General features: G+C 72.4%; 26 protein-coding genes. 8 read left to right on the top strand and 18 right to left on the bottom strand.

Annotation, left to right across the window (positions count from 1 at the left end; translation table 11 throughout):
* Positions 1-84: 84 nt before the first annotated feature.
* The 3 genes from efeB to BEK98_RS29445 form a co-directional block, all read right to left on the bottom strand.
* Positions 85-1,290, bottom strand: coding sequence for an iron uptake transporter deferrochelatase/peroxidase subunit (gene efeB, locus BEK98_RS29455; protein WP_094219801.1), 1,206 nt, complete (start codon positions 1,288-1,290; stop codon positions 85-87).
* Positions 1,287-2,483, bottom strand: coding sequence for an EfeM/EfeO family lipoprotein (locus BEK98_RS29450; protein ID WP_094219730.1), 1,197 nt, complete (start codon positions 2,481-2,483; stop codon positions 1,287-1,289). Before BEK98_RS29450 ends, efeB begins: the two co-directional genes overlap by 4 nt.
* 102 nt (positions 2,484-2,585) lie before the next feature.
* Positions 2,586-3,881 carry a ThuA domain-containing protein gene (locus BEK98_RS29445; protein WP_094219729.1) on the bottom strand — a complete coding sequence of 432 codons (1,296 nt, stop codon included), beginning with the start codon at positions 3,879-3,881 and terminating at the stop codon, positions 2,586-2,588.
* A 229-nt stretch (positions 3,882-4,110) separates the two neighbouring features.
* On the opposite strand from BEK98_RS29445, the gene BEK98_RS29440 reads away from it, so the two are divergent.
* The gene (locus BEK98_RS29440) at positions 4,111-4,497 is read left to right on the top strand and encodes a hypothetical protein (protein ID WP_143684172.1); all 387 of its coding nucleotides are present in this window, start codon (positions 4,111-4,113) and stop codon (positions 4,495-4,497) included.
* Between the two features lie 7 nt (positions 4,498-4,504).
* Positions 4,505-5,155: an alpha/beta hydrolase gene (locus BEK98_RS29435; RefSeq protein ID WP_094219727.1), complete on the top strand. Its 651-nt coding sequence runs from the start codon at positions 4,505-4,507 to the stop codon at positions 5,153-5,155.
* Positions 5,156-5,184: 29 nt separating this feature from the next.
* Here the strand turns inward: BEK98_RS29435 and BEK98_RS29430 are convergent, their stop codons facing one another.
* A complete protein-coding gene (locus tag BEK98_RS29430; RefSeq protein ID WP_094219726.1) occupies positions 5,185-5,943 on the bottom strand; it encodes a polysaccharide deacetylase family protein in 759 nt (252 codons plus the stop codon).
* Positions 5,944-6,227: 284 nt separating this feature from the next.
* Between BEK98_RS29430 and BEK98_RS29425 the strand changes: the two genes are divergently transcribed.
* The 3 genes from BEK98_RS29425 (at position 6,228) to BEK98_RS49125 (ending at position 8,764) form a co-directional block, all read left to right on the top strand.
* Positions 6,228-7,454 (top strand): glycoside hydrolase family protein, encoded by a 1,227-nt coding sequence (locus BEK98_RS29425; protein WP_094219725.1) that lies wholly within the window; start codon positions 6,228-6,230, stop codon positions 7,452-7,454.
* Between the two features lie 37 nt (positions 7,455-7,491).
* A complete protein-coding gene (pip, locus tag BEK98_RS29420) occupies positions 7,492-8,451 on the top strand; it encodes a prolyl aminopeptidase (protein WP_094219724.1) in 960 nt (319 codons plus the stop codon).
* Positions 8,452-8,587: 136 nt separating this feature from the next.
* Positions 8,588-8,764, top strand: a complete 177-nt coding sequence (locus tag BEK98_RS49125) for a cold-shock protein (protein ID WP_167444285.1) — start codon at positions 8,588-8,590, stop codon at positions 8,762-8,764.
* A gap of 17 nt (positions 8,765-8,781) precedes the next feature.
* Here the strand turns inward: BEK98_RS49125 and BEK98_RS29415 are convergent, their stop codons facing one another.
* Complete coding sequence (locus tag BEK98_RS29415) at positions 8,782-9,171, bottom strand: RidA family protein (RefSeq protein ID WP_094219723.1); 390 nt, start codon at positions 9,169-9,171, stop codon at positions 8,782-8,784.
* Between the two features lie 72 nt (positions 9,172-9,243).
* Between BEK98_RS29415 and BEK98_RS29410 the strand changes: the two genes are divergently transcribed.
* Entirely contained in the window at positions 9,244-10,137 is an 894-nt protein-coding gene (locus BEK98_RS29410; protein ID WP_094219722.1) for a LysR family transcriptional regulator, read from the top strand.
* A gap of 27 nt (positions 10,138-10,164) precedes the next feature.
* Here BEK98_RS29410 and BEK98_RS29405 read toward each other — a convergent pair whose 3' ends face one another.
* Positions 10,165-10,935 carry an isoprenyl transferase gene (locus BEK98_RS29405; RefSeq protein ID WP_094219721.1) on the bottom strand — a complete coding sequence of 257 codons (771 nt, stop codon included), beginning with the start codon at positions 10,933-10,935 and terminating at the stop codon, positions 10,165-10,167.
* Positions 10,936-11,055: 120 nt separating this feature from the next.
* On the opposite strand from BEK98_RS29405, the gene BEK98_RS29400 reads away from it, so the two are divergent.
* On the top strand, positions 11,056-12,024 hold the full coding sequence (locus tag BEK98_RS29400) for a TAXI family TRAP transporter solute-binding subunit (protein WP_244202056.1): 969 nt from the start codon (positions 11,056-11,058) through the stop codon (positions 12,022-12,024).
* Here the strand turns inward: BEK98_RS29400 and BEK98_RS29395 are convergent.
* The 8 genes from BEK98_RS29395 to BEK98_RS29360 form a co-directional block, all read right to left on the bottom strand.
* Positions 12,015-13,397, bottom strand: coding sequence for a sensor histidine kinase (locus BEK98_RS29395; RefSeq protein WP_244202055.1), 1,383 nt, complete (start codon positions 13,395-13,397; stop codon positions 12,015-12,017). The two genes, BEK98_RS29400 and BEK98_RS29395, sit on opposite strands and share 10 nt — an antisense overlap.
* Positions 13,394-14,086 carry a response regulator transcription factor gene (locus BEK98_RS29390; RefSeq protein ID WP_094219719.1) on the bottom strand — a complete coding sequence of 231 codons (693 nt, stop codon included), beginning with the start codon at positions 14,084-14,086 and terminating at the stop codon, positions 13,394-13,396. Before BEK98_RS29390 ends, BEK98_RS29395 begins: the two co-directional genes overlap by 4 nt.
* 70 nt (positions 14,087-14,156) lie before the next feature.
* Positions 14,157-15,521: an MFS transporter gene (locus tag BEK98_RS29385; protein ID WP_208643267.1), complete on the bottom strand. Its 1,365-nt coding sequence runs from the start codon at positions 15,519-15,521 to the stop codon at positions 14,157-14,159.
* A 151-nt stretch (positions 15,522-15,672) separates the two neighbouring features.
* Positions 15,673-16,005 carry an LmrA/YxaF family transcription factor gene (locus tag BEK98_RS29380; RefSeq protein ID WP_425276633.1) on the bottom strand — a complete coding sequence of 111 codons (333 nt, stop codon included), beginning with the start codon at positions 16,003-16,005 and terminating at the stop codon, positions 15,673-15,675.
* A gap of 85 nt (positions 16,006-16,090) precedes the next feature.
* Positions 16,091-16,840 (bottom strand): GNAT family N-acetyltransferase, encoded by a 750-nt coding sequence (locus BEK98_RS29375; protein ID WP_094219717.1) that lies wholly within the window; start codon positions 16,838-16,840, stop codon positions 16,091-16,093.
* Between the two features lie 278 nt (positions 16,841-17,118).
* Positions 17,119-18,339: an FAD-dependent oxidoreductase gene (locus tag BEK98_RS29370; RefSeq protein ID WP_167444284.1), complete on the bottom strand. Its 1,221-nt coding sequence runs from the start codon at positions 18,337-18,339 to the stop codon at positions 17,119-17,121.
* Positions 18,340-18,554: 215 nt separating this feature from the next.
* A complete protein-coding gene (locus tag BEK98_RS29365) occupies positions 18,555-19,466 on the bottom strand; it encodes a hypothetical protein (protein WP_094219716.1) in 912 nt (303 codons plus the stop codon).
* A 109-nt stretch (positions 19,467-19,575) separates the two neighbouring features.
* Positions 19,576-20,010, bottom strand: coding sequence for a hypothetical protein (locus BEK98_RS29360; protein ID WP_094219715.1), 435 nt, complete (start codon positions 20,008-20,010; stop codon positions 19,576-19,578).
* Between the two features lie 187 nt (positions 20,011-20,197).
* Here BEK98_RS29360 and rox point away from each other — a divergent pair, with 187 nt between their 5' ends.
* Positions 20,198-21,625, top strand: coding sequence for a rifampin monooxygenase (rox, locus tag BEK98_RS29355; RefSeq protein ID WP_094219714.1), 1,428 nt, complete (start codon positions 20,198-20,200; stop codon positions 21,623-21,625).
* A gap of 15 nt (positions 21,626-21,640) precedes the next feature.
* Here rox and BEK98_RS29350 read toward each other — a convergent pair whose 3' ends face one another.
* The 4 genes from BEK98_RS29350 to BEK98_RS29335 all read right to left on the bottom strand — a co-directional run bounded on the left by BEK98_RS29350 (position 21,641) and on the right by BEK98_RS29335 (position 25,746).
* Complete coding sequence (locus BEK98_RS29350; RefSeq protein ID WP_094219713.1) at positions 21,641-22,789, bottom strand: permease; 1,149 nt, start codon at positions 22,787-22,789, stop codon at positions 21,641-21,643.
* A 58-nt stretch (positions 22,790-22,847) separates the two neighbouring features.
* The gene (locus BEK98_RS29345; RefSeq protein WP_094219712.1) at positions 22,848-24,107 is read right to left on the bottom strand and encodes an MFS transporter; all 1,260 of its coding nucleotides are present in this window, start codon (positions 24,105-24,107) and stop codon (positions 22,848-22,850) included.
* Complete coding sequence (locus tag BEK98_RS29340; RefSeq protein WP_094219711.1) at positions 24,104-25,186, bottom strand: PLP-dependent cysteine synthase family protein; 1,083 nt, start codon at positions 25,184-25,186, stop codon at positions 24,104-24,106. The genes BEK98_RS29345 and BEK98_RS29340 overlap by 4 nt, the downstream gene beginning before the upstream one ends.
* Before the next feature lie 116 nt (positions 25,187-25,302).
* Positions 25,303-25,746, bottom strand: coding sequence for a hypothetical protein (locus BEK98_RS29335; protein WP_143684171.1), 444 nt, complete (start codon positions 25,744-25,746; stop codon positions 25,303-25,305).
* Positions 25,747-25,776 lie beyond the last annotated feature (30 nt).

The raw sequence follows: 25,776 nt of genomic DNA, 5'->3' as shown, positions 1-25,776 counted from the left end.
CACCCGGAACGCCATCAAACAACTGTGCTGGAACAGAACGCTCTTTTAGGGCCTGTCTGATAATTCCCGCCTGCCAGACAGGACCTAGCCCAGCAGCGCGCGCCCGTACCAGTCCGTCGCGCCCCGTACGCCGGGCAGGGCGAAGAAGTAGCCGCCGCCGAACGGGGAGATGTAGTCGGTGAGCGGCTCGCCCGCCAGCCGGTGCTGCACGGTCTCGAACTGCCGTACCGGATCCCGCTGGTAGCAGGAGAACAGCAGGCCCATGTCGAGGTTGCCGTTGCCGTCCATGCCCCGGTCGTAGTTGTAGGCGCGGCGCAGGATGCGCTGGTCGGCGGTGGCGGCCGTGCGGGGGTTGGCGAGGCGGATGTGGGCGTCCAGCGGGATGACGTCGCCCTTGGGGTCGTCGGCGTACTCCGGCGTGTCGTGCTCGTGGTCGCCGTCCAGCGGTGCGCCGGAGAAGCGGGCCCGGCCGAACATCCGCTCCTGCTCGGTCAGTGAGACCCGGTCCCAGAACTCCACCAGCATCCGGATCAGCCGGACGACCTGGTAGCTGCCGCCGGCCGTCCAGTCCGGCTCGCCCATGCCCTTGCCCACCCACACCAGGCGGTCCATCTCGCGGGCACTGTGCGCGTCCGGGTTGGCGGTGCCGTCCTTGAAACCCAGCAGATTGCGCGGGGTGCCGGAGGGCCGGGGCGGACTGGTGAAGCCGTCCAGGCGCCAGCGGACCTGCATCCCGCCCCGGGTGTGCCGGGCGATGTCGCGCAGCGCGTGCAGGGTGGTGTCCGGGTCGTCCGCGTGCAGTTGGAGACTGAGGTCGCCGTGGCACCACTCGGACCGCAGGTCGTCGTCCGGGAAGGCGGGCATGGCGGTCAGCCGCCGGGGCCGCAGCGGGGCCAGCCCGAACCGGTCGTCGAAGAGCGAGGCGCCGACCCCGACGGTCACGCCCAGCGCGCCGGAGGGGAGCCGGTCGCCGAGGATGCCCGAGTCGGCGGGCGGCCCGGTGATGCCCACCGGGGACGGCGTCCCGCCCGAGGTCAGCAAACGGGCCCGGTCGGTGAGCGTGTGCAGCAGGTCGGACAGGTCGGCGCGGTGCTCGGCGGTCACGTCGAACGACACGAACACGCTGGTCCGCCGCGAGGGCGCGAGCACGGCTGCCTGGTGGGCGCCATGGAAGGGGACGACAGTCGCCGCGGGTGCGGCGGCACCGGTGGCGAGCCCCACTCCCGTGAGGGCGGCACCACGCAGGAACCCGCGCCTGCCCACGCCATCGGGTCGGTCGACTCCGCTCACGCCGTCCTCCGCGGATCGCACACGGTCGCCACCGACGCGAGCCGCTCGACGAGATCGCCGAAGACCGAGTCGACGCGCTCCCGCCCGGCGCGGGGCAGGGCGGTCAGCGCGGTCCAGCGGCCGCCGTGCCGGTACCCGTCGAGCAGGTGCTGTGCGCGGTCCAGGTCCCGGTCGAGGCCGGGCAGGTCGGCGTACCGGGTCATGAGCAGCGGGCGCAGCCGGGACAGCACCTCGCGGGTGCCGTCCACGTTGGCGCGGGCGGTGGCGAGGTTGCTGCCGCTGCCGTAGTCCGTCCGGCCGGTCAGCTCGAACTGCACGGTGTTCTCCAGGATCTCGTGCGCCCGCAGACCGAGCTGGGCCGGATCCATGCGGGTCTGCGACCAGCCGTCCCGCAGCCCGGTCACCGCCTTGACCAGCGCCGCCGCCGGGGCGCGCAGACGGCTGGCGGACTGCCCGTGCCACAGCCCGTACTCGACGCGGTGGAACCCGGTGAAGCCCTGGTCGCGCACCCCGTCGGACAGTCCCGCGTCCGTGCCGTCGATCCGCCCGTCCGCGTCCCCGAAGGCGTCGTACGCCGCGCCCAGCCGCTCGTACTCCAGATGGGCCGGCAGCCAGGCCGACCGGGCGTCGGCGAGGTCGCCCCGGTCGATGGACCGGCCGAGTTTCGCCGTCAGCCGGACCACCTCGTCCAGACCGCCGCCGACCCACTTCTGGTAGGCGAGCGCCGGCGGGATCAGGTCGTGCTCGGTGACGGGGGCCGCCCCGGGCCCGCGCCGCCCCGACGTGACGCGGACGCTGGGACCGGTGACGGCGTCGGCGTCGTCGGGCACGCACTTGAAGGCGTACGTCCCCTCGCCCAGCTGGACGGTCAACTGCCGTGTCGTACCCGGGCCGATGCCCTCCACCTCGCCGTACACCGCCTGGCTGCCCGGGTCCTCCAGGTAGACCTCGGCGGCACCGCCGGAGGCGTTGTGCAGGTCGAAGGTCTGCACCCCGGGCGCCGGCCGGGTCCAGCCGCGGCCGCAGTGGCTCGGCGAGACCTCGACCGTGACGGGCCGCGCGGCCCGCGTGAGGCGCCCGCCGCGGAGGGAGAGCGCGAGCAGGGACCCTCCCACGGCGAGCGCGAGGACGAGGAGCAGCACTCCAGCCGTCCGGACGGGGAGCGGCCGCGTGCCGAGGCGGGGCAGCGGCATGGCCTCATGCTAGGCAGCCCTCCGTATCCGAACAGCCGTCCCAACGATTCATTGACCAGGAATTCCCTCCGGGTTCACCGGCGATCGTCCGGCCGCGTGCGGTCAGGGCTGCGCGGTGAGCCGGAAGCTCTGGGCGGGGGAGTCGTCGCAGGTGCGCTGGGTCAGCTGGACACTGTCGGCGGCCGTGGCAGCCGCGTTGAGGCATCTGCCGCTGTGCCGGGCCACGAAGTGGTAGCCGCCGTCGGCCTGCTGGACCGGGCGCCACTGCTGGTTCTGGCCGCCTCCGTACGACCACAGCTGGAGCGGGGCGCCGTCGGCGGTGGACCGGTCGGTGACGTCGACGACCTGCTGAGGGTTGCCACGGCTGGTGATGCGCAGGTATCCGCTGTCGGTGGACCGGAACTGATACTGCTGGGCGGCGGTGCCGTTGCAGGCGTACTGCTGGATCGCCGTGCCGTTGGCGGTGGCCGCGCCCCGGGCGTCCACGCAGGTGCCGTTGCCGGTGTTGCGCAGCGTGTACCAGGCGGTCTCGGAGATCGGGCCGGTCGGCGGCTGGGTGTCCGTCGCCCCGCCCAGCCACTTCAGGCCGTCGAGGACGAACCGGTTCTGCGTCTCACTGGCGAAGGTCGAGGAGAGCGGCGTGTTGGTGGAGTAGTCCATCGCGTTGTGGCCGAAGTTCGCGTACAGCATCCGGTACTTGGTGTTCGTCCACAGGATCGGGTAGTAGCCGCTGTACCAGGTCTGGTCGGGGTCGGTGCCGACCGGGAAGCTGATCTGGTCGATGGACGCCAGGATCTTGATGTCGGGGTTCTGGCGCAGGTCGTTGGACCAGCTGTACCACTCGCTCACGGACGAGGCGAACGTGGCCGGCAGGTTCTTCGTCGCGGGATGGGTACGGTCCTCCACGCGCAGCACGGCCGAGGTCGGGCCCCAGGTGTTGGACTTGAAGTTCCCCGACCCCAGGAACTGGTCGTGGTACCAGGACCAGCCCGAGGCGTTCGTCGTGAACGCCGAGACGTGGAAGCCCATCCAGGCGCCGCCGGAGCGCATGTACTGCTCGAACCCGGAGCGCTGGGCCGCCGTCTGCGGCAGGTCGTCGAGGAAGAGGACCACCTGGTACGCGTTCACCCCGCCGTTAGCCAGCAGATCCCAGTTGTTGCTGGCGGTGTAGGTGAACCCGTTGGCGGCGGCCTGTCGCGGGAACCACTCGTTCGCTTCTTTGACGAAGCTGATGTGCGCCGCGTCCCAGGTGCCGTTGTACAGGGCCAGCACCTTGAAGGGCCCCGCCACGGCCCGGTCCGCGGCCTGCGCGGGCACACCGGCCAGGCCCAGGAGGACGGCCAGCAGAAGAAGCAGCCGCAGGAGGAGAGAGGACGACGACGCTCTGACACCGTGCATGTGCCGCTCCTGTCGTGTGGGGGTTGCTGCAACGTAAAGGTCTGAACCAAGGCCGTCAAGAGGTGAAGTAACTGGCGAATGAGGCGTGTTGGAGCATCCACTGCTTGAACCGTCCGACCGCCGGTGTGTCCGCCGTTCGGATGTATTCCCGGCTCGCGATGCCGAGGTTGCGTGCCCGGGATGCCAAGGTCGTCTCGTTGTCGATCAATGCCGAACGGAGGCACATTTCGTGAGCGTGACGTCAGGGTGGATGCTGCGGGCGGGGCTGGGTCTGGTGAGCCTGGTGGCGCTCGTGCTGACCGCAACGCCCTCGGCGGAGGCGGGGGCCCGCGGCTGCAACGGCCGGACCTGTATCGACGTCCAAGGGTCGGGGCTGACCGTCGACCGGGTGTCGGCCTCGACCACCTGGAACGGCGACTTCACCGGGCACTTCCACGTCTGGGGCGGCGGCATCGACCAGAACAGCGCCACGGGCTTCTGGGGCTACCACCAGAAGTTCTCGGTGCCGCTGGGCCGCGACCTGCCGAACGGCTCGGTGCTCTGCGCCGAGGGCTGGGAGCACATCGACGGCCGCGTCGAGTCCCGGGGGCGGGCGTGCGCGGAGGTCCACTTCTAGGGTCCGCGTGTCCCGTGTCCAGGTCTCCTCATTCGCCCGGGCCTTGGCGGCACGGAGCGGCTGTGCGGTCGCCGGTGTCGAGTACCGCCGGGTGGGCGGCGGAGGGGGCCGGCCGGTCGCGTTGAGTGACACCGCGGAGGCCGTCGACCGGTTGTCCCACCTCGCCGCGCAGGCAGCGTCCGGCCATGTCGACCCGGCGCGAGTGGTGTGCGCCGGGCACTCGGCCGGCGGGCACCTCGCCCTGTGGGCCGTGCTCCTGCACCGGGTGCCCGACGGCGCATCTGGCCGGACCGGCACCCCGCCCGCTGTGCTCTCCCTGGCTCCCACCGCCGACCTGGCGTGGGCCGATGAACTCGGCAGCGGTCGGGGTGCCGTCGCCGTGTTCCTCGGTGGCGCAAGGGCGCAGGTCCCGGACCGGTACGCCGCGGCCGACCCGGCAGCCGTGGGCGCCCCCGCCGGTCGTACGGTCGTGGTCGACGGCACCCTCGACGAGGCGCTGCCCGTGGCCATGGCCCGCCGGTACGCCGAACGATCGGGAGTCACACTCCACGAGCTGCCCGGATGCGGCCACTTCGACGTGATCGACCCCGAATCGGCGGCGGCCCGGCCCGTGGTGACCGAGGCGTTGCGCACGATCGTCGGTGCGGCTGCGGCCTGAAGCGGCCCGCAGCCGCGCCCTGTTCGGCTTCAGCGCACGGGGAAACCGAAGGAGTAGCCCTGCTGCTTCAGCCAGGGCAGCAGGGTGCGCAGCGCGGCCACGGTCTGGGAGCGGTCGCCGCCGGCGTCGTGGAAGAGCAGGGTCGGGCCGTTGTGCAACTCGCCCTTGACGGTGGTGATGATGGCCTCCGTGCCGGGCCGCTCGAAGTCCTTGGAGTCGACGTTCCAGCCCAGCGGCCGCATCCCGTGCGAGGCCGCGAGGTGCCGGCTGTACGGGGTGAACGCGCCGCCCGGGGCCCGGTAGTACAGCGGACGCACGCCCCCGGAGGCCTTCGTGATCTGACGCTCGGCGTCCAGGATCTGCTGCGACTGGTAGGCCTGGGACTTCTTGTCCATCGTGGTGTCGTGCGACACGGTGTGGTCGCAGAGCCGGTGCCCGGCCGCCACCACCTGCTTGACCAGGTCCGGGTGGGCCTCTGCCTGGGGACCGACCATGCAGAACGTCGCCTTCACGCCGTTGTCCTTCAGTACCTGCAGCACCTGCGGGGTCCACTGCGGGTCCGGGCCGTCGTCGATGGTGATGTTGACCGCGTGGTCGCCGCCGTCGGAGGCGTGGACGATCGTGGCGGACACGGGCACCGCCTTCTTGGCGGCGGGGCGCGCCGCCACGTGCCCGCCGGTCTGGCCGGCCTGCGCGGTCCACACCGATGTGGCGGCGGCCACCGCCGTCACCCCGACCGCCGCCGCGACCACCCGGCCGTACCATCCCCGCCCGCCATGCCGTGCCATGTCCGCCCCGCTCCTCGCCGCTCTGGTGGTCCCCGTGCACCTGTCAGGACGGCACAAGAGGGCCACGGGATCCCTCTGTTACCGATCACGGACAATTCCGGGGTACTTCTGGGACAGGTGTCCGAACGGCCACGGCGGGCACCTGCGGCTGACGCGCTCCGGCGGCCCGCTCCCGTCACGTTCACCTATCTGAACATTGCTCATGTGGGTGTACATGACAGGGCGGGCTGTGCAAGGCTCGGGCAACTTCCTTTGTTGGATGCCGAGTTGGAGGTTGCGGGCCGATGGAGATCTCCCGACGTACCGTGCTGACCACGGCGGCCGGCGCCGCCGCGCTGTACGCGGCGCCGACGACACCGGCCCAGGCGGCCGAGCAGACCCCCGCCGCCGTCGTCCGCACGCTCCGGGGCGCCGCCGACTACGCGATCGGAAAACTCCGTACCGTCGCCCCGCGCGTGACGGGCTTTCCGGTCGGCACGAAGTCCGAGAAGTGGGTGTACTCGCAGAGCGGCGACTGGGTCGGCGGATTCTGGCCCGGCACGCTCTGGATGGCCTGGCTCCACAGCGGCGACGACACCTTCCGGACCCTGGCGCTCGACTCCGCGAAGAAGCTCGCCCCCCGCCAGACCGACACCACCACCCACGACCTCGGCTTCCTCTTCTACCCCTCCTGGGTCACCGCCTGGCGCCTGACCGGCGACGACACCTGGCGGGCCGGTGCCGTACGGGCGGCCGACTCGCTGAGCCGGCGCTACAACCCCACCGGCCGCTTCATCCGGGCCTGGGGCGCGCTGAACGATCCGAACAACGCGGGCCGCATCATCATGGACACGATGATGAACCTCGACCTGCTGGCCTTCGCGAGCGAGCAGACGGGCGACGGCAAGTACCTCGACATCGCCACGGAACACGCGAAGACCGCCCAGCGGGTGTTCCCACGCCCGGACGGCTCGACTCCCCACGTGTACGACTTCGACCCCGCCACCGGCGCGCCGATCGGCCCCGGCACCGTGCAGGGCTACAGCCCCACGTCCTGCTGGGCGCGCGGACAGGCCTGGGGAATCTACGGGTTCACCACGATCCACCGCCGCACCGGCGACCAGGAGTTCCTGACGACCGCGCGCCGACTCGCCGACTACGCGCTGGGCGCCCTCACCCCCGACCACGTCCCCGTGTGGGACTACCGGGCGCCCCAGCAGCCGTACGACGTCAAGGACGCCTCCGCCGGCGCGATCATGGCCTGCGGTCTGCTGGACCTGTCGGCGGCGACGGGCAGGCCCGAGTACCGGGAAGCCGCCCTGCGGCTGCTGACCGCGCTGGCGAAGACCTGCCTGACCGGGAACTCGACGCGCGCCGAGGCCGTCGTCGCCCGCTGCACCCGCAACCGCCCGGCCGAGGACGGGATCGAGATCTCCCTCCCGTACGCCGACTACTACCTCCTCGAAGGCATCCTGCGCGTGCTGCGGCCACAGGACGTCGACCGGGCGATCGACCTGTCCGGCGCGAAATGAGGGCGACCGGGCGCCGGGGAGACGCTACGGTGCCCGGATGCCCCTTTATCCGGAGATCGAGCCGTACGCACACGGCATGCTCGACGTAGGTGACCACAACCGCCTCTACTGGGAGACCTGCGGCAACCCCGAGGGCAAGCCGGCGGTCGTGCTGCACGGCGGTCCGGGATCCGGGTGCAGCCCTTACTTCCGGCGCCTGTTCGACCCGGCCGCCTACCGGATCGTCCAGCTCGACCAGCGCGGCAGCGGCCGTTCCACACCGCACGCGAGCGGCTACGACACCGACATGGGCGTCAACACGACCGCGCACGTCATGGCCGACCTGGAGCTGCTGCGGCAGCACCTCGGCATCGAGCGCTGGCTGGTGTGGGGCGTGTCGTGGGGCTCGGTGCTCGCCCTGCGGTACGCGCAGACGCATCCGGGGTCCGTCTCCGAGCTGGTGCTGACCGGAGTCGCGACGGGCTCCAACGCCGAGGTGGAGCTGCTCACCAGGGGACTCGGCAGGATCTTCCCGGAGGCCTTCGAGCGATTCCTGGCCGGACTGCCGCCCGCCGAGCGCGACGGGAACCTCGCCGCGGCCTACAACCGGCTGCTGGAGTCCCCCGACCCCGCCGTACGGGAGCGGGCGGCGCGGGCCTGGACCGACTGGGAGACGGCGACGATCCCCGCACCGCCGCGCTCCGTCGCCCGCTTCGAGGACCCCGAGTACCGCATGGGCTTCGCCCGCACCGTCACCCACTACTGGGGCAACGACCACTTCCTGGGCGAGGACAACGACGAGGGCGTGGTCCTGCGCGACGCCCACCTCCTCGCCGGCATCCCCGGCACCCTCGTCCAGGGATCCCTCGACTTCGGCAACCTCCTCGGCATCGTCTGGCGCCTCCGGCAGGCCTGGCCCGGCAGCGAGTTGGTCACGGTGCACGAGGCCGGCCACACCACGGGGGCACCCGGCGTGGCACAGGCACTGGTGGCGGCGACGGACAAGTACCGGAAGTGAGCGCAAAGCTCCGCTGACTTCCGGTCAAACCGTGGCCGACGTGCCGATGCACCCTTCCTCCATCGGGCACGGTGGGTGATGCTCTGATCACCGGGGGAGATCACTGGCTGCACGACCCGACGACGGAGGAGAGACGATGCCTCTCGGAACCATCGCTGTGTACAACAACGCGGACGGCGTGGGCGTCATCGCCGACGAGGACGGCGAACGGCGCCCGTTCTCCGGCATGGAGACGCAGACCACCCGCGAAGGAGAACGGGTCCTCTTCGACGTCGTCGGCGAGAAGGCCACGAACGTGGTCGCCGTCCGATGACCCGTACCGGAGCCGCATCACGCGAGCCGCCGCCGCGCGTACACCTCGATCTCGATCTTCATGCGAGGGTCGGAGAGGCCGCACACGAGCATCGTGGCGGCCGGGCGGACCTCGCCGAAGCGGCGGCGCAGGGCCGGCCAGCAGGGCTCGAAGTCCTCGCGGTCGGGCAGCAGGTAGCGGACCCGTACGACGTCGGCGAAGCCGCAGCCCGCCTCGGTCAGGGCCGCCTCGATGTTGCGCAGGCACTGCTCGGCCTGTTCCACCACGTCGTCGGAGATGGTCATGGTGGTGTAGTCGAACCCGGTGGTGCCGGACACATGGACCCAGTCGCCGTCCACCACGGCACGGGCGTACCCGATCTGCTCCTCGAAGGTCGAGCCGCTGAGGATCGCGCGTCGCTCTGTCATGGGCCGAACGCTAGGTGACCTGCACCGATACGTCTAATACCGGCTACGGCATGACCTGATATCTCTGGAGGTATGGAGCGCCCCGAACTTCCCCTCCCGCAGCTGCACGCCTTCGTCGTGCTCGCCGAGGAACTCCACTTCGGCCACGCGGCCGCCCGCCTCGGCATCGCCCAGCCGCCGCTGAGCCAGCAGATCCGCCGCCTGGAGGACAGGGTCGGACACGCGCTGTTCAGCCGCGAGCCGGGCCGGGTCGCGCTCACCGCGGCCGGCCGCGAACTGCTCCCGGCCGCCCGCCGGGCCCTCACCGACCTCACGGACGGCCTGGCCGCGGCCCGCGCCGTCGGCAGCGGCCGGGCCGGCCGGCTGCGCATCGGTTTCGCCGCCTCCCTCGCCCTGACCGTCCTGCCCGGACTGCTGCGCACCTTCCGCCAGCGATTCCCCGCTGTGCACCTGGACATCCGTGAGATGACCACGGCGCCGCAGATAGCAGCCCTGCACGACAAGGCCATCGACATCGGCCTGCTGCGCGAGCCGCCCGCCGACGAGCCGGAGATCGCCTTCAGGACGGTGCTCAGCGAACCCTTCGTGGCCGTGCTCCCGGCCGCGCACCCCCTGGCCGCCCAACGGACCGTCCACATCGCGCAGTTGGCCGACTCACCCTTCGTGCTCCTGCCCCGGGCGGCCGGCCCGGGGCTGTACGACCGGATCACCGGCCTGTGCACGGACGCGGGCTTCACACCCCGGACAGCCCAGCACGCGGTGGAGTGGCAGACCGTGTGCGCCCTCGTGGAAACCGGCCTCGGTGTCTCCCTGGCCCCGGCCGGCATCCGCCGCATCCGCCTCAAGGGCGTCGCGTTCCGCGGGATCGCCCCCGGTACCGCCCGCACCCGGGTCGCCGTGGCCTGGCGCGAGGCCGACCCGAACCCCCTGGTCGCCCACCTTCTCGCGACGGTCGGCGGGGAATGAGCGTGACCGAGGGGGTCTGGCACGGCGTCAGCGGCCGTAACGGCGCTCCCGGGCGGCGTACGACCGCAGGGCCCGCAGCAGGTCTATCTCACGGAACGCCGGCCACAGGACGTCGACGAAGTGCACCTCGGCGTAGGCGGACTGCCACAACAGGAAGCCGGACAGCCGCTGTTCGCCGGAGGTGCGGATGATGAAGTCGGTGTCGTGGCCGGCCGGCGAGTACAGGTTGTCGGTGATGTGCTCCAGGTCGAAGTCCGCGGCCAGCTCCACGGGGTCGCCCCCGGCGCCGATGTGCTTGTCGAAGGCCGCCTTGACGGCGTCGACGATCTCCCGGCGGCCGCCGTAGCCGACGGCGACGTCGACCTTCAGCCCGCCGCGGCCCTGGGTGAGGGCGGCGGCCTCCTTGAGGACGCGGGCGGTGTTCCCGGGCAGCAGGTCGAGAGCGCCGATGATCTCGATCTGCCCGGGCTCCCCGGGGGCGCAGATGCGCTGGACGGTCTCCTCGATTATGTCGAGCAGGGGGCCGAGTTCGTCGGCCGGCCGGTGGAGGTTGTCGTCGGAGAGCATCCACAGCGTGACGTGCTTGATCCCGGCGTCGGTGCACCAGTGCAGGAAGTCCGTGACCTTGGCCCCGCCGACGCGGTAGCCCTCGCGGACGTCCTGATGTCCCGCACCCCTGGCCCAGCGCCGGTTCCCGTCCAGCATGATCGCCACGTGCCGCGGCCGGGGCAGGCCCTCCAGCTTGCGGTTCAGGCGCCGTACGTAGATCGCTTCCAACGCCGAACGCAAGGCCTTCATTGCCACGCCGATATCCCTTCTCCTACCCGGGTTTGAGGGCGCAAGGATAGTGCCACGCGATCCGCCCGGGCCACGCGGGAGTGGCGCGTCCGGTGTGCGCGGAGCCGTTACGCTGCGGGCGTGACCGGTCGACCGATGAGCCGCCGCGGCCTGCTGGAGGCCGCGGTCCTCGGTGCCCCGGCACTCGCCCTGGCCGGCTGCTCCGGGGACGGCGGTCCCGGCTGGCGGCTCAGGCTCGCGACGGGAGCGCCCGGTGGGCCGTACAACGCCTTCGGCAAGGCACTGGCCGCCGAGGCCGCCCGCACCGACCCGAGGCTGCACATCACCCCGCTCGGCACCGCGGCCAGCGTGGACAATCTGCGCAGACTCGGCGCCGGTTCGGCGGACCTGGGGCTGGCGATGGCGGACGCCGCCGAGGACGCCGTGCGGGGGCGGGAGCCGTTCTCGACCCGGGCCGCCGTGACGGCCCTCGCCCGCGTCTACGTCAACTACACGCACCTGGTCGTACCGGCGCGCGGACCCGTGCGGTCCGTACGGGATCTCGCGGGCCGGTCGGTCGCCACCGGCGCGACCGGCTCCGGCGGGCAGGTGCTGGCCAACCGGCTGCTGCGGGTGACGGGACTCACCGGGAGGCGGTCGGTGCGGGAACGCCCGCTCGGCCTCGCCGCCTCGGTTCAGGCGCTGCGCACGGGCGCGGTCGACGCGCTGATCTGGGCCGGGGGAGTGCCGACCCCCGCCCTGTCGGCGCTGACCCGCGAACTGCCGTTGCGCTTCCTGCCGCTGGAGGAACAGGCCGCCGTCCTGCGCGACACGTACGGCCCCGTCTACACGGCGGTCACCCTCCCGGCCGGCGTGTACGGGCTCACCGAGCCGGTCGGCACCGTCGGCGTGGGCAACTATCTGCTGGCCCGCTCCCAGGTGCCGCAGCAGGCGGCGCGCGAGGTGCTCCGGGTGGTGTTCGACCGGTGGCGCGTGCTGCTCAGGGAGGTGACGGCGGGTGCCCGGCTGGAACCCAGGTTCGCCGTCGCCACGGGGGACGTACCCCTGCACCCCGGCGCGGTGGCCTACTACCGCTCGGTCTACGGCTGACCCGGCACCGGACACGGCAGCCGCAGCTCCACCACCAGGCCGTGGGGACGGTTGCCGGCGGTGGCGAGCCGGCCCCCGCTGAGGCGGGCGATCTCGTCGGCGATGGCCAGGCCCAGGCCGGTGCCGGGCACGTTCTGATGCTCGGGCGCCCGGGTGAAGCGTCGGGTGAGCAACGGGAGCTGGTCCTCCGGTACCCCCGGGCCGTCGTCGGCGACGCGCACCACGACCTCACCGTCCGCGAGCGCGGCCGCCACGGCGACCCGGCCCCCGGACGGGATGAACTTGACCGCGTTGTCGAGCACCGCGTCCAGGACCCGGCCGACGGCGTCCGGTACGGCCGCCGCCCGCAGCCCCTCGCGTACGGCAGCGGCGCTCAGCGTCAGCCCGGAGGCCTCGAACACCGGCTGCCACGCGGCCACCCGCTCCCGCACCCCACGGGACACGTCCTGCTCCGTCCGCTCCGCCGTACCCGACTCCACGCGCGCCAACGCGAGCAGACCGTCGAGCAGTTCCTCCAGGCGCTCCGCCTCGTCCAGGGCCCGCGCGTGCTCCTTCCGGCCGGGGCCGGGCACGAGATGCGGCTCGACGTTCTCCAGCTGGAGCACCAGGGTGGCCAGCGGGTTGCGCAGTTGGTGCGAGGCGTCCGCGACGAAGGCGCGCTGGCGCCCGAGGGAGTCGGCGACCGCCTCCGCCATGCCGTTGAAGTGCCGGCGCAGGCTGCGCAGTTCGGGCGGTCCGGTGTCGGAGTCGGCCCGCGTCCGAAGGCTGCCGGACGCCAGTGCGGCGACGGCCCGGTCGAGATCACGGACCGGGCGCATCAGCCAGCGGGTGATGCCGGCCGCGACCAGGGCCGCCGCCGCGAAGGCGGTGAGCGCCCCGCAGGCGATGAGCGCCCAGCGTACGGTCACGTCCCGCCGGGCCGCGGTGGTCGGGACGGCCAGCAGCACCGCCCCGCTGACCCGCTCGTCCCGGCCGACCGGCTCGGCGAGCACCACCCGGTCAGGACCCCACGGCCGTACGGTCGGCAGCCGCTCGGTGGACCGCCCGGTCAGCGCCCGGCCCAGGACGTCGGCCGCGGAGGACGGGGTGATGCCGGCGCCGGCCTGCGCGAGGACCCGTCCCGCGGAGTCCACCACGGTCACCGAGGCGCCGTACAGCTCGGTGTACCGGCGGATCTCCGTGGCCAGTTCGGCACGGTCGGCGGCGGTCCGTACCCGGTCGGCGAGGTCGGCGAACCGCACGGCGTCGGCGCGCCGCTGGAGCAGCAGATGCTCGGTCCGCCCGCTCGCGTACGAGCCGGCCAGCGGCACCGACAGCAGCAGGGTCGCGGCCCCCATGAGCACCATCAGCACGGCCAGCAGCCTGCGCCTCACCGCTGCCCGCCGTGGCTTTCGGTGCCGAGCTGGTACCCGAAGCCCCGTACCGTACGCACCAGTTCGGCGCGGCCCGTCTTCGCGCGGATGCCCGCCACATGCACGTCCAGGGACCGGGACGCGGCGAGGAAGGCGTCGCCCCAGATCCGGTCCAGGATCTCCTCACGGGAGTGCACCTCGTCGGGCCGGGCCGCGAGGAAGGCGAGGACGTCGAACTCGCGGCGGGTGAGCCGTACTTCCGCGCCGGCGACCGTGACCGTGCGGCCCGCGATGTCGATCTCCACATCGCCGGTGCGCACGGGCCGCCCGCCGCCGTCCGTGTCGCGGGCCGCCGCTGCCCCGGTGCGGCGGCGCACGGTGTCGATCCGGGCCATCAGCTCGTTCATCCGGAACGGCTTGACCACGTAGTCGTCGGCGCCGGCCCGCAGCCCCTGCACGATGTCGCGCTCCTCGCAGCGGGCCGTCACCACGATCAGCGGCGCGTCGCACACCGTGCGCAGCCGGCGCAGCAGCTCAAGACCGTCCAGGTCGGGCAGGCCGAGGTCGAGCAGCACGAACTCGGCCGCGTGGACGTACCGCAGGGCGTCCAGGGCCCGCCCGGCCCTGCGCACGGTGTGCCCGCGCTGGGCGAGAGCCGTGGTCAGGGCCTGGGCCATACGGTCGTCGTCCTCGACGAGCAGCGCGTGCATGCAGAGTCCTCGTGCCGTGGTGACCAGGGCGGCAGCTTACGGAAGCGGCACCGCCCGGGTCACCACCGCGTCAGCGGACGGCCCTCGCGGGACTGGGGTCGCGACCGGTGTCCGCCTCGACCTCGGCGCGGCTGAGGGCCGCGTTGCGGGTGTCCGGCATCAGCACGTAGGTGACCAGCGAGACGAGCGCGCACCCCGACACGTACCAGAAGAACACCTTCTCGTGACCGCTGTCCTTGAACCACAGGGCCACGTACTCCGCCGTTCCGCCGAACAGCGCGTTGGCGACGGCGTACGGCAGGGCCACACCGAGGGCGCGGACCCGGGTCGGGAACAGCTCCGCCTTCACGGCCGCGTTGATCGAGGTGTAGCCGGTGACGACGACCAGGGCCAGCAGGGACAGCCCCAGCGCCGACCAGTACGAGGACGCCGAGCCGAGCGCGGTCATGATGGGGTACGTGCCCACCGTGCAGCCGACCGCGAAGGTGATCAGCAACGGCCGGCGGCCGATCCGGTCGGAGAGCATCCCGGCGAAGGGCTGGAGCAGCGCGAAGACGGTCAGCGCGGTGAAACTCACCAGCGTGGCCGTGGACTTGGCCATGCCGGCGCTGCCGATCAGGTACTTCGTGAGATACGTGGTGTACGTGTAGTAAGCCACCGTGCCGCCCAGCGTGAGCGCCATGACGAGACCGGCCTCGCGGCGATACTCCCACAGCGCCTTGATCGTGCCGCGCGCGGAATCGGTGCGGTCGCCCGACTCCTCGGTGAACGCCTCCGTCTCGGTCAGCCGGCGCCGCAGCCAGAACACCACCACGGCGAACAGGGCACCCAGCGCGAACGGGATCCGCCAGCCCCAGCTCTCCAGCTGGTCCTTGGTCAGGGTGTGCTGCATGGTGATCAGGATGGCGAGGCCGAGGAGCTGGCCGCACGTCATCGACACGTACTGGAACGAGGAGCCGAGTCCGCGCCGGTCGCGGGCGGACGCCTCGGTCAGATAGGTGGCGCTGGCGGCGTACTCGCCGCCGATGCTCAGGCCCTGCAGCAGCCGGGCCAGGAGCAGCACCAGGGCGCCGAAGTAGCCGGCCTGGCCGTAGGTGGGCGCGACGGCGATGAGCAGGGCGGCCACCGACATCATGGTGACGGTGAGGGTGAGCGCGCTCTTGCGCCCGTGCCGGTCCGCCGCCCGCCCGAGGATCCAGCCGCCGACCGGCCGCATCAGGAAGCCGACGGCGAAGATGCCGGCCGTGTTCAGCAGCTTGGTGGTCGGGTTGTCGCCGGGGAAGAACGAGTCGGCGAAGTAGATCGCGAAGCTGGCGTAGACGAACCAGTCGTACCACTCGACGAGGTTGCCCAGGGACCCGCCGACGAGGGCGAGACGGCGGTTGCCGGGGGAGGCCGCTGGCGGCTTCCCGGGCACGGCGGCAGACGATGACATGGCGGCTCCAGGTGGGGAAATCCGGTGGGATCGGGGAGCGGGAGAGTGCCCCCGGAACCTGAGTGCGCCCGAGCATGCGGGCGCCCGCCACACCCGGACAAGGGCCGCCGCGCAGATCTAACATGCCGCTAAGAAAGCGGCGGTGACCCCGTCACTCGCCCGCCAGTGCCGCCCGTACGATCGCCGCTGCCGCCTTGGCCGCCCCGAGGACCGGTGCCGTGCTGCGCGCCGCGCGGCCGAGCATGAAGGCGCCCTCCAGCAGGGCGATGACCGAGCCGGCCGTCTCCCGGGCGGCGGGCTCGGCAATGCCTCCTGCGGCGTAGTACGCGGCGAGATGGTCGACCCAGCTCTCGAAGTCCTCAGAAGTGGCCTGCCGTAGTGGCTCGTTGGTGCCGGCGACCTCCATCGCGACCGTGGCGATGGGGCAGGGGTCGGCGAAGTGGAGTTCGGCGAGGGTGCCGTCCGCGACGGTGGAGGATGGCAGATCGACCCGAAGGGCGCACCGGCGGCCTCCGCGATCCCACTGCCCGGCGAGGGCTGAGCACGGCTCGGCCCCCGCCGGGGGTGGGTCACGCTTCGAGCGTCAGGTAGAGGCGGGTGCCCTGAGGCCGGAAGCCGACCCGCCCGTAGACCCGGCGCGACCCGTCGCCCGAGTACTCGAGCCAGACGGAGGACGCCCCGCCGCCGAACATGGCCTCGGCCAGGGCCGCCGTGACCGCGGCCGCGATGCCCCGACCGCGGTACGCGGGCCGGGTGCCCACACCCGCCAGCTCCGACGTGGCATGGGCGGGTGCCGAGCAGATGGCTCCACCGGCGCAGCCGCCGTCGACGGCCCGGACGAAGCGCACGGCCCCGCCGCTCTCCTGGGTGCGCCGCAGTCGGGCCGCGCCCTCCGCGGAGGGCGGGAACTCACCGCCGAACGCCTCGGAGAGGGCCGAGTCGATCGCCGTGTAGTCCTCGTCGGTGTCCGGTACCGCCACCTCGATCCTCCCGGGCGGCACCGCCAGTGTGGCGGGGGTGCAGACCATGTACTCATGGACCGCCTCCGTCGCGAACCCCGCCCGGCGCAGGGCCGGTTCGACGGCGGGCGCGGCGTCCGGGGCGAACTCCAGGCGGGGCTTGAGGCCGCGCTCGCGGAATGCCTCGATCAGGGCGCTGACGTCCCGGTCGGTCGGCTCGGCGCCGGGGACCGGGGTCGCGTAGTTGACGTACGGGCTGGTCGTCGTGGGATCGAAGCCCGCGACGAAGCCGGCGACTTCGACCGCCGCCGGACGGCGCAGCAGGTTGGCGACGGCGAAGTTCTGGACGTCGGTGTGCACGATGATGATGACCTCACGTGGGATGGCAGCCGAGTGGGCTGCGGGACCGGCCTGTCGGCCGGGAACAGGGGATGCACGTGGGGCCGCCGTGAGGAGACGCGAGGGCACCGATGGCCGCTGCCGGAGAGGCGGGCGGGGTCAGTGCCGACGGCGGCCGCTGGGGGACGCCGTGATCAATGGCTTCAGTCCTTCGTCGTGCAGGAGCGCTGCAGGTCAACTCGCCGAAGCCTGCCACACGTCGAACGAGTGCGGCAAGCCGTTTCAGGGCCGGCCGTGCTTCAGCGCTTCGACGCCGGCCGGGCAGCGTGCCGGGCGATGCGTGTGGCGGCGAACTCCGTGCCGGCCACGAACCGCATCATCGGACCGAACATCGGGGCGGCCAGCGATCCGGTGAAATACAGGCCGGACACCGACGACTCGAACATCGCGGTCAGCTCGGGGGCCTTCGAGCCGGGGACGCAGGCCACCGCGCCGCGTACGGCGGGCGACAGGAAGGGTACGGCGTCCAGGTCGAGGCGATAGCCGGTGGCTGCCAGCACGTGGTCGACGGCGAGCGTCACCCGCCGGCCGTCGGGCTCCGCCAGCTCCAGGTGAACGGCGGAGCCGGTTGCCTCGGCGCGCGTGACGCGGCACGACGTGCGCACCGGTACGACGCCCTCGACCCGGTCACGCAGCCACCAGCCGCCCGACGGGCCCAGCGCACGCCGGAACAGCAGCAGCCGCGCCGACGAGGGCAGCCGTCGTACGCCGCCCGGGGACTTGCAGACGGCGGCCAGGACCCAGCCCGTGCCCAGCGGGGAGGCGGGCCTGGCCAGCCGCTCGGTCCAGGGCCGGGCCAGGTCCGGTGTCAGGCCCCACCGCACGCGTTCGTCCCGGACCAGCACCTGAACCTCGGCACCGGCCTCGTGCAGCAGCGCGGCGCTCTCCAGCGCGGACTGGCCGCCGCCGACGACGGCGACGCGCTGACCGGCGTACCGCGACAGGTCCGTGTGGTGGCTGGTGTGCGACACCGGGGCTCCGATGCCGGGGCCTTCGGGTGCGAGGCGCCGTAACTCGTCCGGGACGTGCGCGAGTCCGTTCAGGCCGGTGGCCACGACGACGGCAGCGGCGGCGAGTTCCTGACCGTCGTCCAGCCGTACGGTGAAACCGGAACCGGTCGCCGCCCTGTCGACGGCCACGACCCGCGCGGGGTCGACCTCACCGACGTACCGCTTCTGGAACCACTGCCCATAGCGCACGAACACGTCGCACGGGATGGGTGTCAGCTCGGTCAGCTCCGGCTCACCGTGCAGCCGGCGGAAGTCCGCCAGGCGCCCGCCCGGCTCGGGCGCGGACAGGTCCGTGGCCGCCGGTGTGGACTTCAGGAACATGCCGGTCGCCATCGCATGGCGCCAACTGCCCATCACCTCACCGAAGATGCGAACGGGCGCGCCCGCGGCCCGCAGATGCGCGGCGACCGAGAGCCCGTACGGCCCGGCGCCGACCACGACGACCGGCATCCCTGTTTTCCCGGTCGACGCACGCTCATGGGCATGGCGTTGTTCCGGAAGCGACTGCGTCACGCATCCCCCCACTGCTCGACCCGCCCCCACTCCGCCGCTCAGTGTTACCCAGGCACCGACAAAGAGATGCGATATGGGGCATAGATTGCCGAAATGTGGTCGACTCGTTGGCGGACCATGGTCCGCCAACGAGTCGTATCGGTGCCGTGAGGTCAGCCCACGCGCAGGGTCAGGGCGGCCGTGTGGAGCTTGCCCCCGGTCTGGAACTGCAGGAAGAGCCGCCAATTGCCCGCGGTGGGCAGTTCGGCGTGGAAGGACAGGTCCGGGCCGCCGTGGTCGCCGTCGACCTTCGTCGTGGGGTGGAGGTGGGCAAAGGCGGCGTCGCCCTCGTGGAAGGCGGTCAGGTGGGCGTAGGTGTCCAGGTAGGGCTGGAGGTCGGTGACGGGCTTGCCGTCCTTGGTGATCCGTACGGTCAGCGGTTGCGCCATACCGGCCATGGGCTTGCCCGCCACGGTGACGGTGTATCCGTCGACCGCGGTGCTGTCGGCCGCGGCGGGCAGCCGGGTCCTGTCGGCCGGGCCCGGGACCGTGACCGTACGGCTGAGGACGAAGTCCCTGCCCCTGCCGCTCCCGCTGTCCGGCGTGAAGGAGGCGAACATCCGCCAGCGACCGGACGCGAGGGAGGAGAGGCCGGCGGTCCAGGTGCCGTTCGAGGCCATCGTCGGGTGGATGTGCTGGAAGCCGGTCAGGTCGGAGCGGATGGCGTAGAAGTGCATCCGCTTGGTCTGGTCGAGGGCGAAGCCGGTCACCGGCCTGCCGTCCGGGCCGGTGACGGCGAAGCGGTACGTGGTCTGCCTGCCGGCGGCCAGAGTGCTGTCGGAACTGGTGAGGCGGTAGCCGTCCTGGGCGTCGGCCAGGCCGTTGCCGTCACTCGCGTGGTCCATGCCGGGCATGCCGCTCATCGCGGAGCCGGAGGTCGCGGTCGGCGTGTTGCCGTGACGCATGCCCGGCATGGCGGAGTCGTCGGAGGACCCGCAGGCGGCCAGCGTCAGGGCGAGGGCGGCTGCGGTGCCGGCGGCCGCGAGGGCGCGGCGACGGACGGTGGAACGGGTGGAAGCGAACATCGCTGGGGAGTCTTTCCGGGTGGCGCACCACGCCGGGTGGCGCGCGGAACGAGCAGGACGCTGCTGCGGCCGGGCAGCCCGCATGGGGCCTGCTCCGGCGCGGTTCCTGTCACGTCCGCGCGATGCACACCTGGAGGAGGAGACCACGCCCGCCCGGTGGCCCGCGCCGACCGGTCCCGCCGGGCCGCCATGCCCGGTGAACGGCCCAGGCCGCCAGTGCGGCGAGCGCGAAGAGGGCGGTGAGCGGCGCGACGGGCAGCGGGATGCGCTGCTCGGCGGGAGTGGCGACGCACAGCGTGCCGTGCGCGGCCATGTCGTCCGTGGCCCGGAGTGTGCCGGGCTGGGTCGGTGCGGACTCCGCCGATGCCGTCGCGGAGGCGTGGCTGTCGTGGCTGTCGTGCAGGGCATGGGTCGAACCCGCCCGGCCGTGACAGCCGTCGACGGCGGCGGCCGGTGAGCCGTGCATGAGGAACAGACCGAGCAGGATCGCGCACAACGACAGCAACCGGGCGCTGCCCAGCCTGTGTGTGCGTTCGTCGACCATGGCCACGACGATACCTGATACCCGGTGGGGGTACCTGAGGGGTCGAGACAAAAAGAAAGGGCGAGGAGGTCAGACGCTCCTTGCCACTCTCAACGTATAGCGCACAGGGGGCCTTGCGGCAAGGCCCCGGTCGTACCGCAGAATCACCCGCCGAAGCCAGAATCTGCGGAGAAACATGGGGGCTGTGATGATCGACGTGATCGTCGTCGGCGGAGGACCGACCGGCTTGATGCTGGCCGGTGAGTTGCGGCTGCACGGCGTGCACGTGGTCGTGCTGGAGAAGCTGACCGAGCCGACCTCGCAGTCCCGCGGTCAGGGCCTGCACGCGCGCAGCGTCGAGATCATGGACCAGCGCGGCCTGCTGGACCGGTTCCTCGCGGTCAGTGAGAAGTTCCAGGCCGGCGGCTTGTTCGGCGGCGTCATCAAGCCGTGGCCGGACCGGCTGGACACGGCTCACCCGTACGGCGTCGCCACCCCGCAACCGGTCACCGAGCGGCTGCTCGACGAGCGTGCCCTCGAACTCGGCGCCGAGATCCGGCGCGGCTGCGAAGTGGTCGGGCTGAGCCAGGACGAGGACGGGGTGACCGTCGAGCTGGCGGACGGCACGCGGCTGCGCTCGCGCTACCTGGTCGGGTGCGACGGCGGCCGCAGTCCGGTGCGCAAGCAGATCGGCGTCGGTTTCCCGGGTGAGCCCGCCACGGTCGAGACGCTGCTGGGCGAGATGGAGTTGACCGAGGATCCGGCGACCATCGCCGCCGTCGTCGAGGAGGTCCGCAAGACCCAGCTGCGGTTCGGCGCCAGCCCCAGCGGGGACGGGGCGTACCGCGTCGTCGTGCCCGCCGAGGGCGTGGCCGAGGATCGTGCGACCGCGCCGACTCTGGAGGAGTTCCGGACGCAGCTGCGAGCCTTCGCGGGCACCGACTTCGGCGCGCACTCGCCGCGCTGGCTCTCTCGGTTCGGCGATGCCACCCGGCAGGCCGAGCGTTACCGGGTCGGCCGGGTGCTGCTGGCCGGCGACGCGGCGCACATCCACCCGCCGACCGGTGGGCAGGGGCTCAACCTCGGCGTGCAGGACGCCTTCAACCTCGGCTGGAAGCTGGCCGCCGCGGTGGACGGCTGGGCGCCGGAGGACCTGCTGGACAGCTACCACGCCGAACGGCACCCGGTGGGCGCCGCGGTGCTGGAGAACACCCGCGCGCAGATCACCCTGCTGGGGACCGATCCGGGAGCGACCGCGCTGCGGGAGCTGTTCTCGAAGCTGATGGACTTCGAGGAGGTGAACCGGTACGTGACGGGCATCATCACCGCGGTCGGCGTCCGCTACGACTTCGGCGAGGGGCATGAACTGCTCGGCCGGCGGATGCGGGACGTGGAGCTGAAGCGGGGGCGCCTCTACGAGCTGATGCACGGCGGCCGCGGACTGCTGCTCGACCAGACCGGCCGGCTCTCGGTGGCGGGCTGGGCCGACCGCGTCGACCACGTCGTCGACGTCAGCGAGGAGCTGGACGGCCCCGCGGTGCTGCTGCGCCCGGACGGCCACGTGGCCTGGGTCGGTGAGGATCAGCAGGATCTGCTCGGCCGGCTGCCCAGGTGGTTCGGCGCCGCCGCCGGCTGAGCGCGCGGCCCCGGGTCACGCGACTTCCGCGTGACCCGGGGAGCCGCCCATCATCCGGAGCATCGCGGGTCCGCCGGTGCGCAGGAAACGTACGACGAGGACTGCCGCGAGCAGCAGGAACGCGATGTTCAGCCAGGTCGTGTAGTCCCAGCTGACGCCTTCCTCCGGGATCCTCGCATCGGCCTGGTCGGGGATGAGGCCGAGCCCGCCGAAGGCGAACTCCACGGTGTACCCGGCGACCGCCATCGCCGCGTAGAACGTGGCGAAGAGGAAGACGGCCGTCCGCGCTCCGTAGTACTTCCGGTAGATGTTCAGGATCGGCAGGATCACCAGGTCCGCGTAGATGAAGGCGATCACGCCGCCGAAGCTGATGCCGCCCTTCCACAGCACCACGGCCAGCGGCACGTTCCCGATCGAGCAGACGAACGCCGCGATCGCCACCAGCGGGCCGACGAGCGGCCCGATCGCCTTCGCCACGGCCGGATCGTCGGCGAGGAAGAACGTGTGCCAGAACGCGTCCGGCACCCAGGCGGCGATCGCCCCGGCGATGAGCAGGCCCGCCACCAGGTCACGCAGAATCGCCGCCCACTCCATGACGAAGATGTGCGAGACGGAGGTGAACCCTTCGCGGGAGAACAGGCGCCGGGCGAAGCCGCCCTCGCCCCGCACGGACATGTCCATCGCCGCATGTCCCTCCATGGACCCCGCCAGCCCGCGGTCGGCCTGCTCCCGTGCCTCGTGGAGCAGGCGCTCACGCAGCAGGACGCGGAAGAGGACGGCGAGTACGACGATCATCACCGGGCCGCCGACGAACTCCGCGGCGGTGAACTGCCAGCCCATCAGCAGCGCCAGGATCACGCCCAGTTCCACCACCAGGTTGGTCGAGGCGATCTCGAACGCCATCGCCGCGGTGAAGTTCGCGCCCTTGCTGAACAGCGAGCGGGCGAGCGCGACGGCCGCGTACGAACAGGAGGACGAAGCCGTGCCGAGCCCCGCGGCCCGGGCGAGCGTACGCGGCCGGTCGTCCCCGAGCAGGCGTACGACCGTGGACCGGCGCACCACCGCCTGCACGACGGCGGACAGGGCGAAGCCCAGGATCAGCGCCCAGGTGATCGCCCAGGTCATCGAGCCGGCAATGGCCAGCGCGTGGCCGATCGCATCCATGTGCGTACCCTTCGTGGCGGCGGCCTGTCTCGGGTCGAGTCTGCCTGCGGGTGCGGTGTCACGCATGCTGTGCCGGGAGGGGCTGCGGCAGCCGTCGCGCCAGGTGTCCGGCGCGGGCGAGGCCGCTGACGGCGGCGGCGCAGACGAATCCGGTACCGGTCAGGGCCGCCCAGGTGAGCCAGAACGCGTCGTGCCGGGTGGCGAAGTCCAGCAGGGCTCCGGTGACGAGGTTGCCGAGGGTGATGCCCAGGCCGGAGACGGTGCTGTAGAGGCCGTAGTGCGTGGCGACCAGACGGCCTCCGGAGAGGGCGACGACCGTGTCCATCTCGAACGGATAGGTCACCGCCGCTCCCGCCGAGAGCAGCACCACGGCCACGAACAGCGCGGCCGGCACCCCGACCGGCGAGCCCTGCGGGGTGAGCGCCAGGGGAAGGAAGGCCAGCCCCATCGCGACCAGCCCCCGCACCAGCGCCTCGGCGGGCTCCCACCGCGCCTTCGCCCAACTGGTCAGACGGAGCTGTCCCGCGACGGCCACCGCGGCCGAGACCACGAAGAGCCCGCTGGTCACCGTCGTACCGCGTGCGCCGAGAGCGTGGGCCGCGGTGAGCGGAAGGGCCAGGTAGATCTGGAAGGTCAGCACGTTCGAGCCGATCATCGCCGTGGCGAAGAGCAGGAAGGGCCGGTTGGCGACGACCGTCCGCCACTGCGTCAGAACGCGGTCCCGCCCGGCGCCGCCCGGCTCGACGTGCCGGGCCGGCAGGGCCCTCCACTGGAGCAGCGTGAGCGCGCAGAACACGGCGGCGGCCACCACGCACACGAAGCGGAAGTCGGCCGCCAGCAGGACGAGTCCGACGACCGGGCCGAGCAGCATGCCCGCCTGGTAGTAGACGTTGAACGTCGCGAAGGCGTCGACGCGGCGGTCGCCCGCCTCGACGGCGAGACAGGCACGCACGGCCGGATTGAACAGGGCGCCGGCGAAACCGGTGGCCGCGGAGGCGGCGACCAGGGCGGGCAGGCTGTCGACCCAGCCGAGCAGGGCGAAACCCAGGGTGCGCAGGAGACACCCGGCCATGATCGGCGCCTTGTAGCCGAAGCGGTCGGCGATGGTGCCGCCGATCAGGAACATGCCCTGCTGGGAGAAGTTGCGCACGCCGAGCACGAGACCCACCGCCCAGGCGGCCAGGCCGAGTTCGCCGGAGAGATGGGCGGCCAGGTAGGGCATGAGCATGTAGAAGGCGAGGTTGATGCCGAACTGGTTGGCCATCAACACCCGTACGGCGGGCGGAAAGGAACGGATCTGCTGCCACAGCCGCTTCATCGGGCGACCCCGGTCGGCCTCGGGGTGTCGCCGCTGGCGAGCGGGTCGACGACACGGGTGCAGCGGGTCCAGCGGGTGACGGCCCGTACGCCGGGGTCGGCGATCTCGTCGGGGTCGTCGGCGGGCGGTCGGCCGAGCAGGTCGTGCGCGCGGCAGTAGGTGTCGTCGTAGACCGTGCCGACGTACCGCTGCGGGCCGTCGGGGAAGACCGCGACGATCCGCTCGCCGGCCGGCCGGGTGCGGGCCAGCCAGCGCGCGACGAGGGCGACGGCACCGACGCTCCAACCGCCGGTCGCGTAGTGGTCGCGGGCCAGGCGGCGGGCCGCCCAGACCGCTTCCGGGGCGGCGACCCAGTGGACCTCGTCGAAGAGGCCGTAGGCGACGTTGCGCGGGTGGATGCTGCTGCCCAGTCCGCGCATCAGGCGCGGCGCGGCGGGCTGCCCGAAGATCGTCGAACCGGTCGCGTCCACCCCGACGACACGCAGCCCGGGGCAGTGGCGGCGCAGCTCGGAGGCGATGCCGGCCGAGTGCCCGCCGGTGCCGACGGAGACCACGAGCGTGTCGACACGGCCCAGTTGGGCGGCCAGTTCACGGGCGAGCGGCGCGTAGGCGGCCACGTTGTCGGGGTTGTTGTACTGGTCCGGGCACCACGCGCCGGGGTGTGCGGCCAGGAGTTCGGCGACGCGGTGCCGCCGGGCCTGCTGCCAGCCGCCGGTGGGGTGCGGGGCCTCGACCACCTCGACCTCGGCGCCGTGGGCGGTGAGGAGGCCGGTCATCAGGGGCTCCATGCCGGTGTCGGAGACGACCGTGACGGGGTGTCCGAAGGTGGCGCCGGCCAGGGCCAGACCGAGGCCGAGGGTGCCGGAGGTGGACTCCACGATCCGCGCGCCGGGCCGCAGCTCTCCGCGTCCGCGGGCCGCGTGCACCATGTACAGGGCGGTGCGGTCCTTGATGCCGCCGGGGTTGTGTCCTTCGAGCTTGGCCCAGAAACCGCGTCCCGCGGCGGTGAAGGGTTCGCCGATCCACAGGACCGGGGTGTCTCCGACGAGTCCGGAGAGCGTGCTGGTGGGGTCGTTCATGGCGTGCTTCTCCTGCGGCCGGGCCGCGCACGGCTACCGGCCGTGGGTAGGGATACGGCGGTGATCGGCTGCCGCGCCCGGCGGAAGCGGGGGAGTCGGGCGCGGCCGAGCGACGATCAGGTCCGCCACACGCCCAGGCGAGCCGGTGAGGGTCCCACGGAGAAGTCGGCCGTCCCGGCAGCCGGTGGCTGCGCCGACGGCGGCACCTGTCCCGAACCGGAGGCGGGCACGATGACCGGCAGCGCCTCCTGAACCGTCGGCAGGGACCGGGCCACTCCCCGCGGTGCCTGGATCGTCGGTTCGTCTCCGCCGCAGCAGTGCGGTTCGTGGTCGTGGCCCGGGTCCTGGTCCGACGGCCGGCAGGCCGGGGCCGGCGAGAAGGCGCCGGGCTGGGCGAAGGCGACGCGGACGGTCGGTACGGCGTCCGATCGGGCCGAGGCCCGCGACTCCGGTCCGTGGGCGCAGGCCAGCAGGTGCATGAGAGCGGCCAGGAGCACCGCGACGGCCGCCACGGTGCGCGACACCGAGCGGCAGCTGGGGTGACCCGGGCAAGCCCTCATGGGTGCAAAGGGTAATCGCACCATCACCCC

Source organism: Streptomyces diastatochromogenes (assembly GCF_002242805.1).
Classification (GTDB): Bacteria; Actinomycetota; Actinomycetes; order Streptomycetales; family Streptomycetaceae; genus Streptomyces; species Streptomyces diastatochromogenes.
The sequence above is the reverse complement of the archived record's forward strand: the minus strand, read 5'-3'. Positions and strand labels throughout refer to the sequence as shown.

Bases quoted from the DNA above. Each gene is read 5' to 3' on its own strand.
- BEK98_RS29450 (WP_094219730.1), bottom strand. From the start codon at position 2,483: ATGCCGCTGCCCCGCCTCGGCACGCGGCCGCTCCCCGTCCGGACGGCT.
- BEK98_RS29445 (WP_094219729.1), bottom strand. From the start codon at position 3,881: ATGCACGGTGTCAGAGCGTCGTCGTCCTCTCTCCTCCTGCGGCTGCTT.
- BEK98_RS29430 (WP_094219726.1), bottom strand. From the start codon at position 5,943: ATGGCACGGCATGGCGGGCGGGGATGGTACGGCCGGGTGGTCGCGGCG.
- BEK98_RS29425 (WP_094219725.1), top strand. From the start codon at position 6,228: ATGGAGATCTCCCGACGTACCGTGCTGACCACGGCGGCCGGCGCCGCC.
- pip (WP_094219724.1), top strand. From the start codon at position 7,492: ATGCCCCTTTATCCGGAGATCGAGCCGTACGCACACGGCATGCTCGAC.
- BEK98_RS49125 (WP_167444285.1), top strand. From the start codon at position 8,588: ATGCCTCTCGGAACCATCGCTGTGTACAACAACGCGGACGGCGTGGGC.
- BEK98_RS29415 (WP_094219723.1), bottom strand. From the start codon at position 9,171: ATGACAGAGCGACGCGCGATCCTCAGCGGCTCGACCTTCGAGGAGCAG.
- BEK98_RS29410 (WP_094219722.1), top strand. From the start codon at position 9,244: ATGGAGCGCCCCGAACTTCCCCTCCCGCAGCTGCACGCCTTCGTCGTG.
- BEK98_RS29405 (WP_094219721.1), bottom strand. From the start codon at position 10,935: ATGAAGGCCTTGCGTTCGGCGTTGGAAGCGATCTACGTACGGCGCCTG.
- BEK98_RS29390 (WP_094219719.1), bottom strand. From the start codon at position 14,086: ATGCACGCGCTGCTCGTCGAGGACGACGACCGTATGGCCCAGGCCCTG.
- BEK98_RS29385 (WP_208643267.1), bottom strand. From the start codon at position 15,521: ATGTCATCGTCTGCCGCCGTGCCCGGGAAGCCGCCAGCGGCCTCCCCC.
- BEK98_RS29370 (WP_167444284.1), bottom strand. From the start codon at position 18,339: ATGCCGGTCGTCGTGGTCGGCGCCGGGCCGTACGGGCTCTCGGTCGCC.
- BEK98_RS29365 (WP_094219716.1), bottom strand. From the start codon at position 19,466: ATGTTCGCTTCCACCCGTTCCACCGTCCGTCGCCGCGCCCTCGCGGCC.
- BEK98_RS29360 (WP_094219715.1), bottom strand. From the start codon at position 20,010: ATGGTCGACGAACGCACACACAGGCTGGGCAGCGCCCGGTTGCTGTCG.
- rox (WP_094219714.1), top strand. From the start codon at position 20,198: ATGATCGACGTGATCGTCGTCGGCGGAGGACCGACCGGCTTGATGCTG.
- BEK98_RS29350 (WP_094219713.1), bottom strand. From the start codon at position 22,789: ATGGATGCGATCGGCCACGCGCTGGCCATTGCCGGCTCGATGACCTGG.
- BEK98_RS29345 (WP_094219712.1), bottom strand. From the start codon at position 24,107: ATGAAGCGGCTGTGGCAGCAGATCCGTTCCTTTCCGCCCGCCGTACGG.
- BEK98_RS29340 (WP_094219711.1), bottom strand. From the start codon at position 25,186: ATGAACGACCCCACCAGCACGCTCTCCGGACTCGTCGGAGACACCCCG.
- BEK98_RS29335 (WP_143684171.1), bottom strand. From the start codon at position 25,746: ATGAGGGCTTGCCCGGGTCACCCCAGCTGCCGCTCGGTGTCGCGCACC.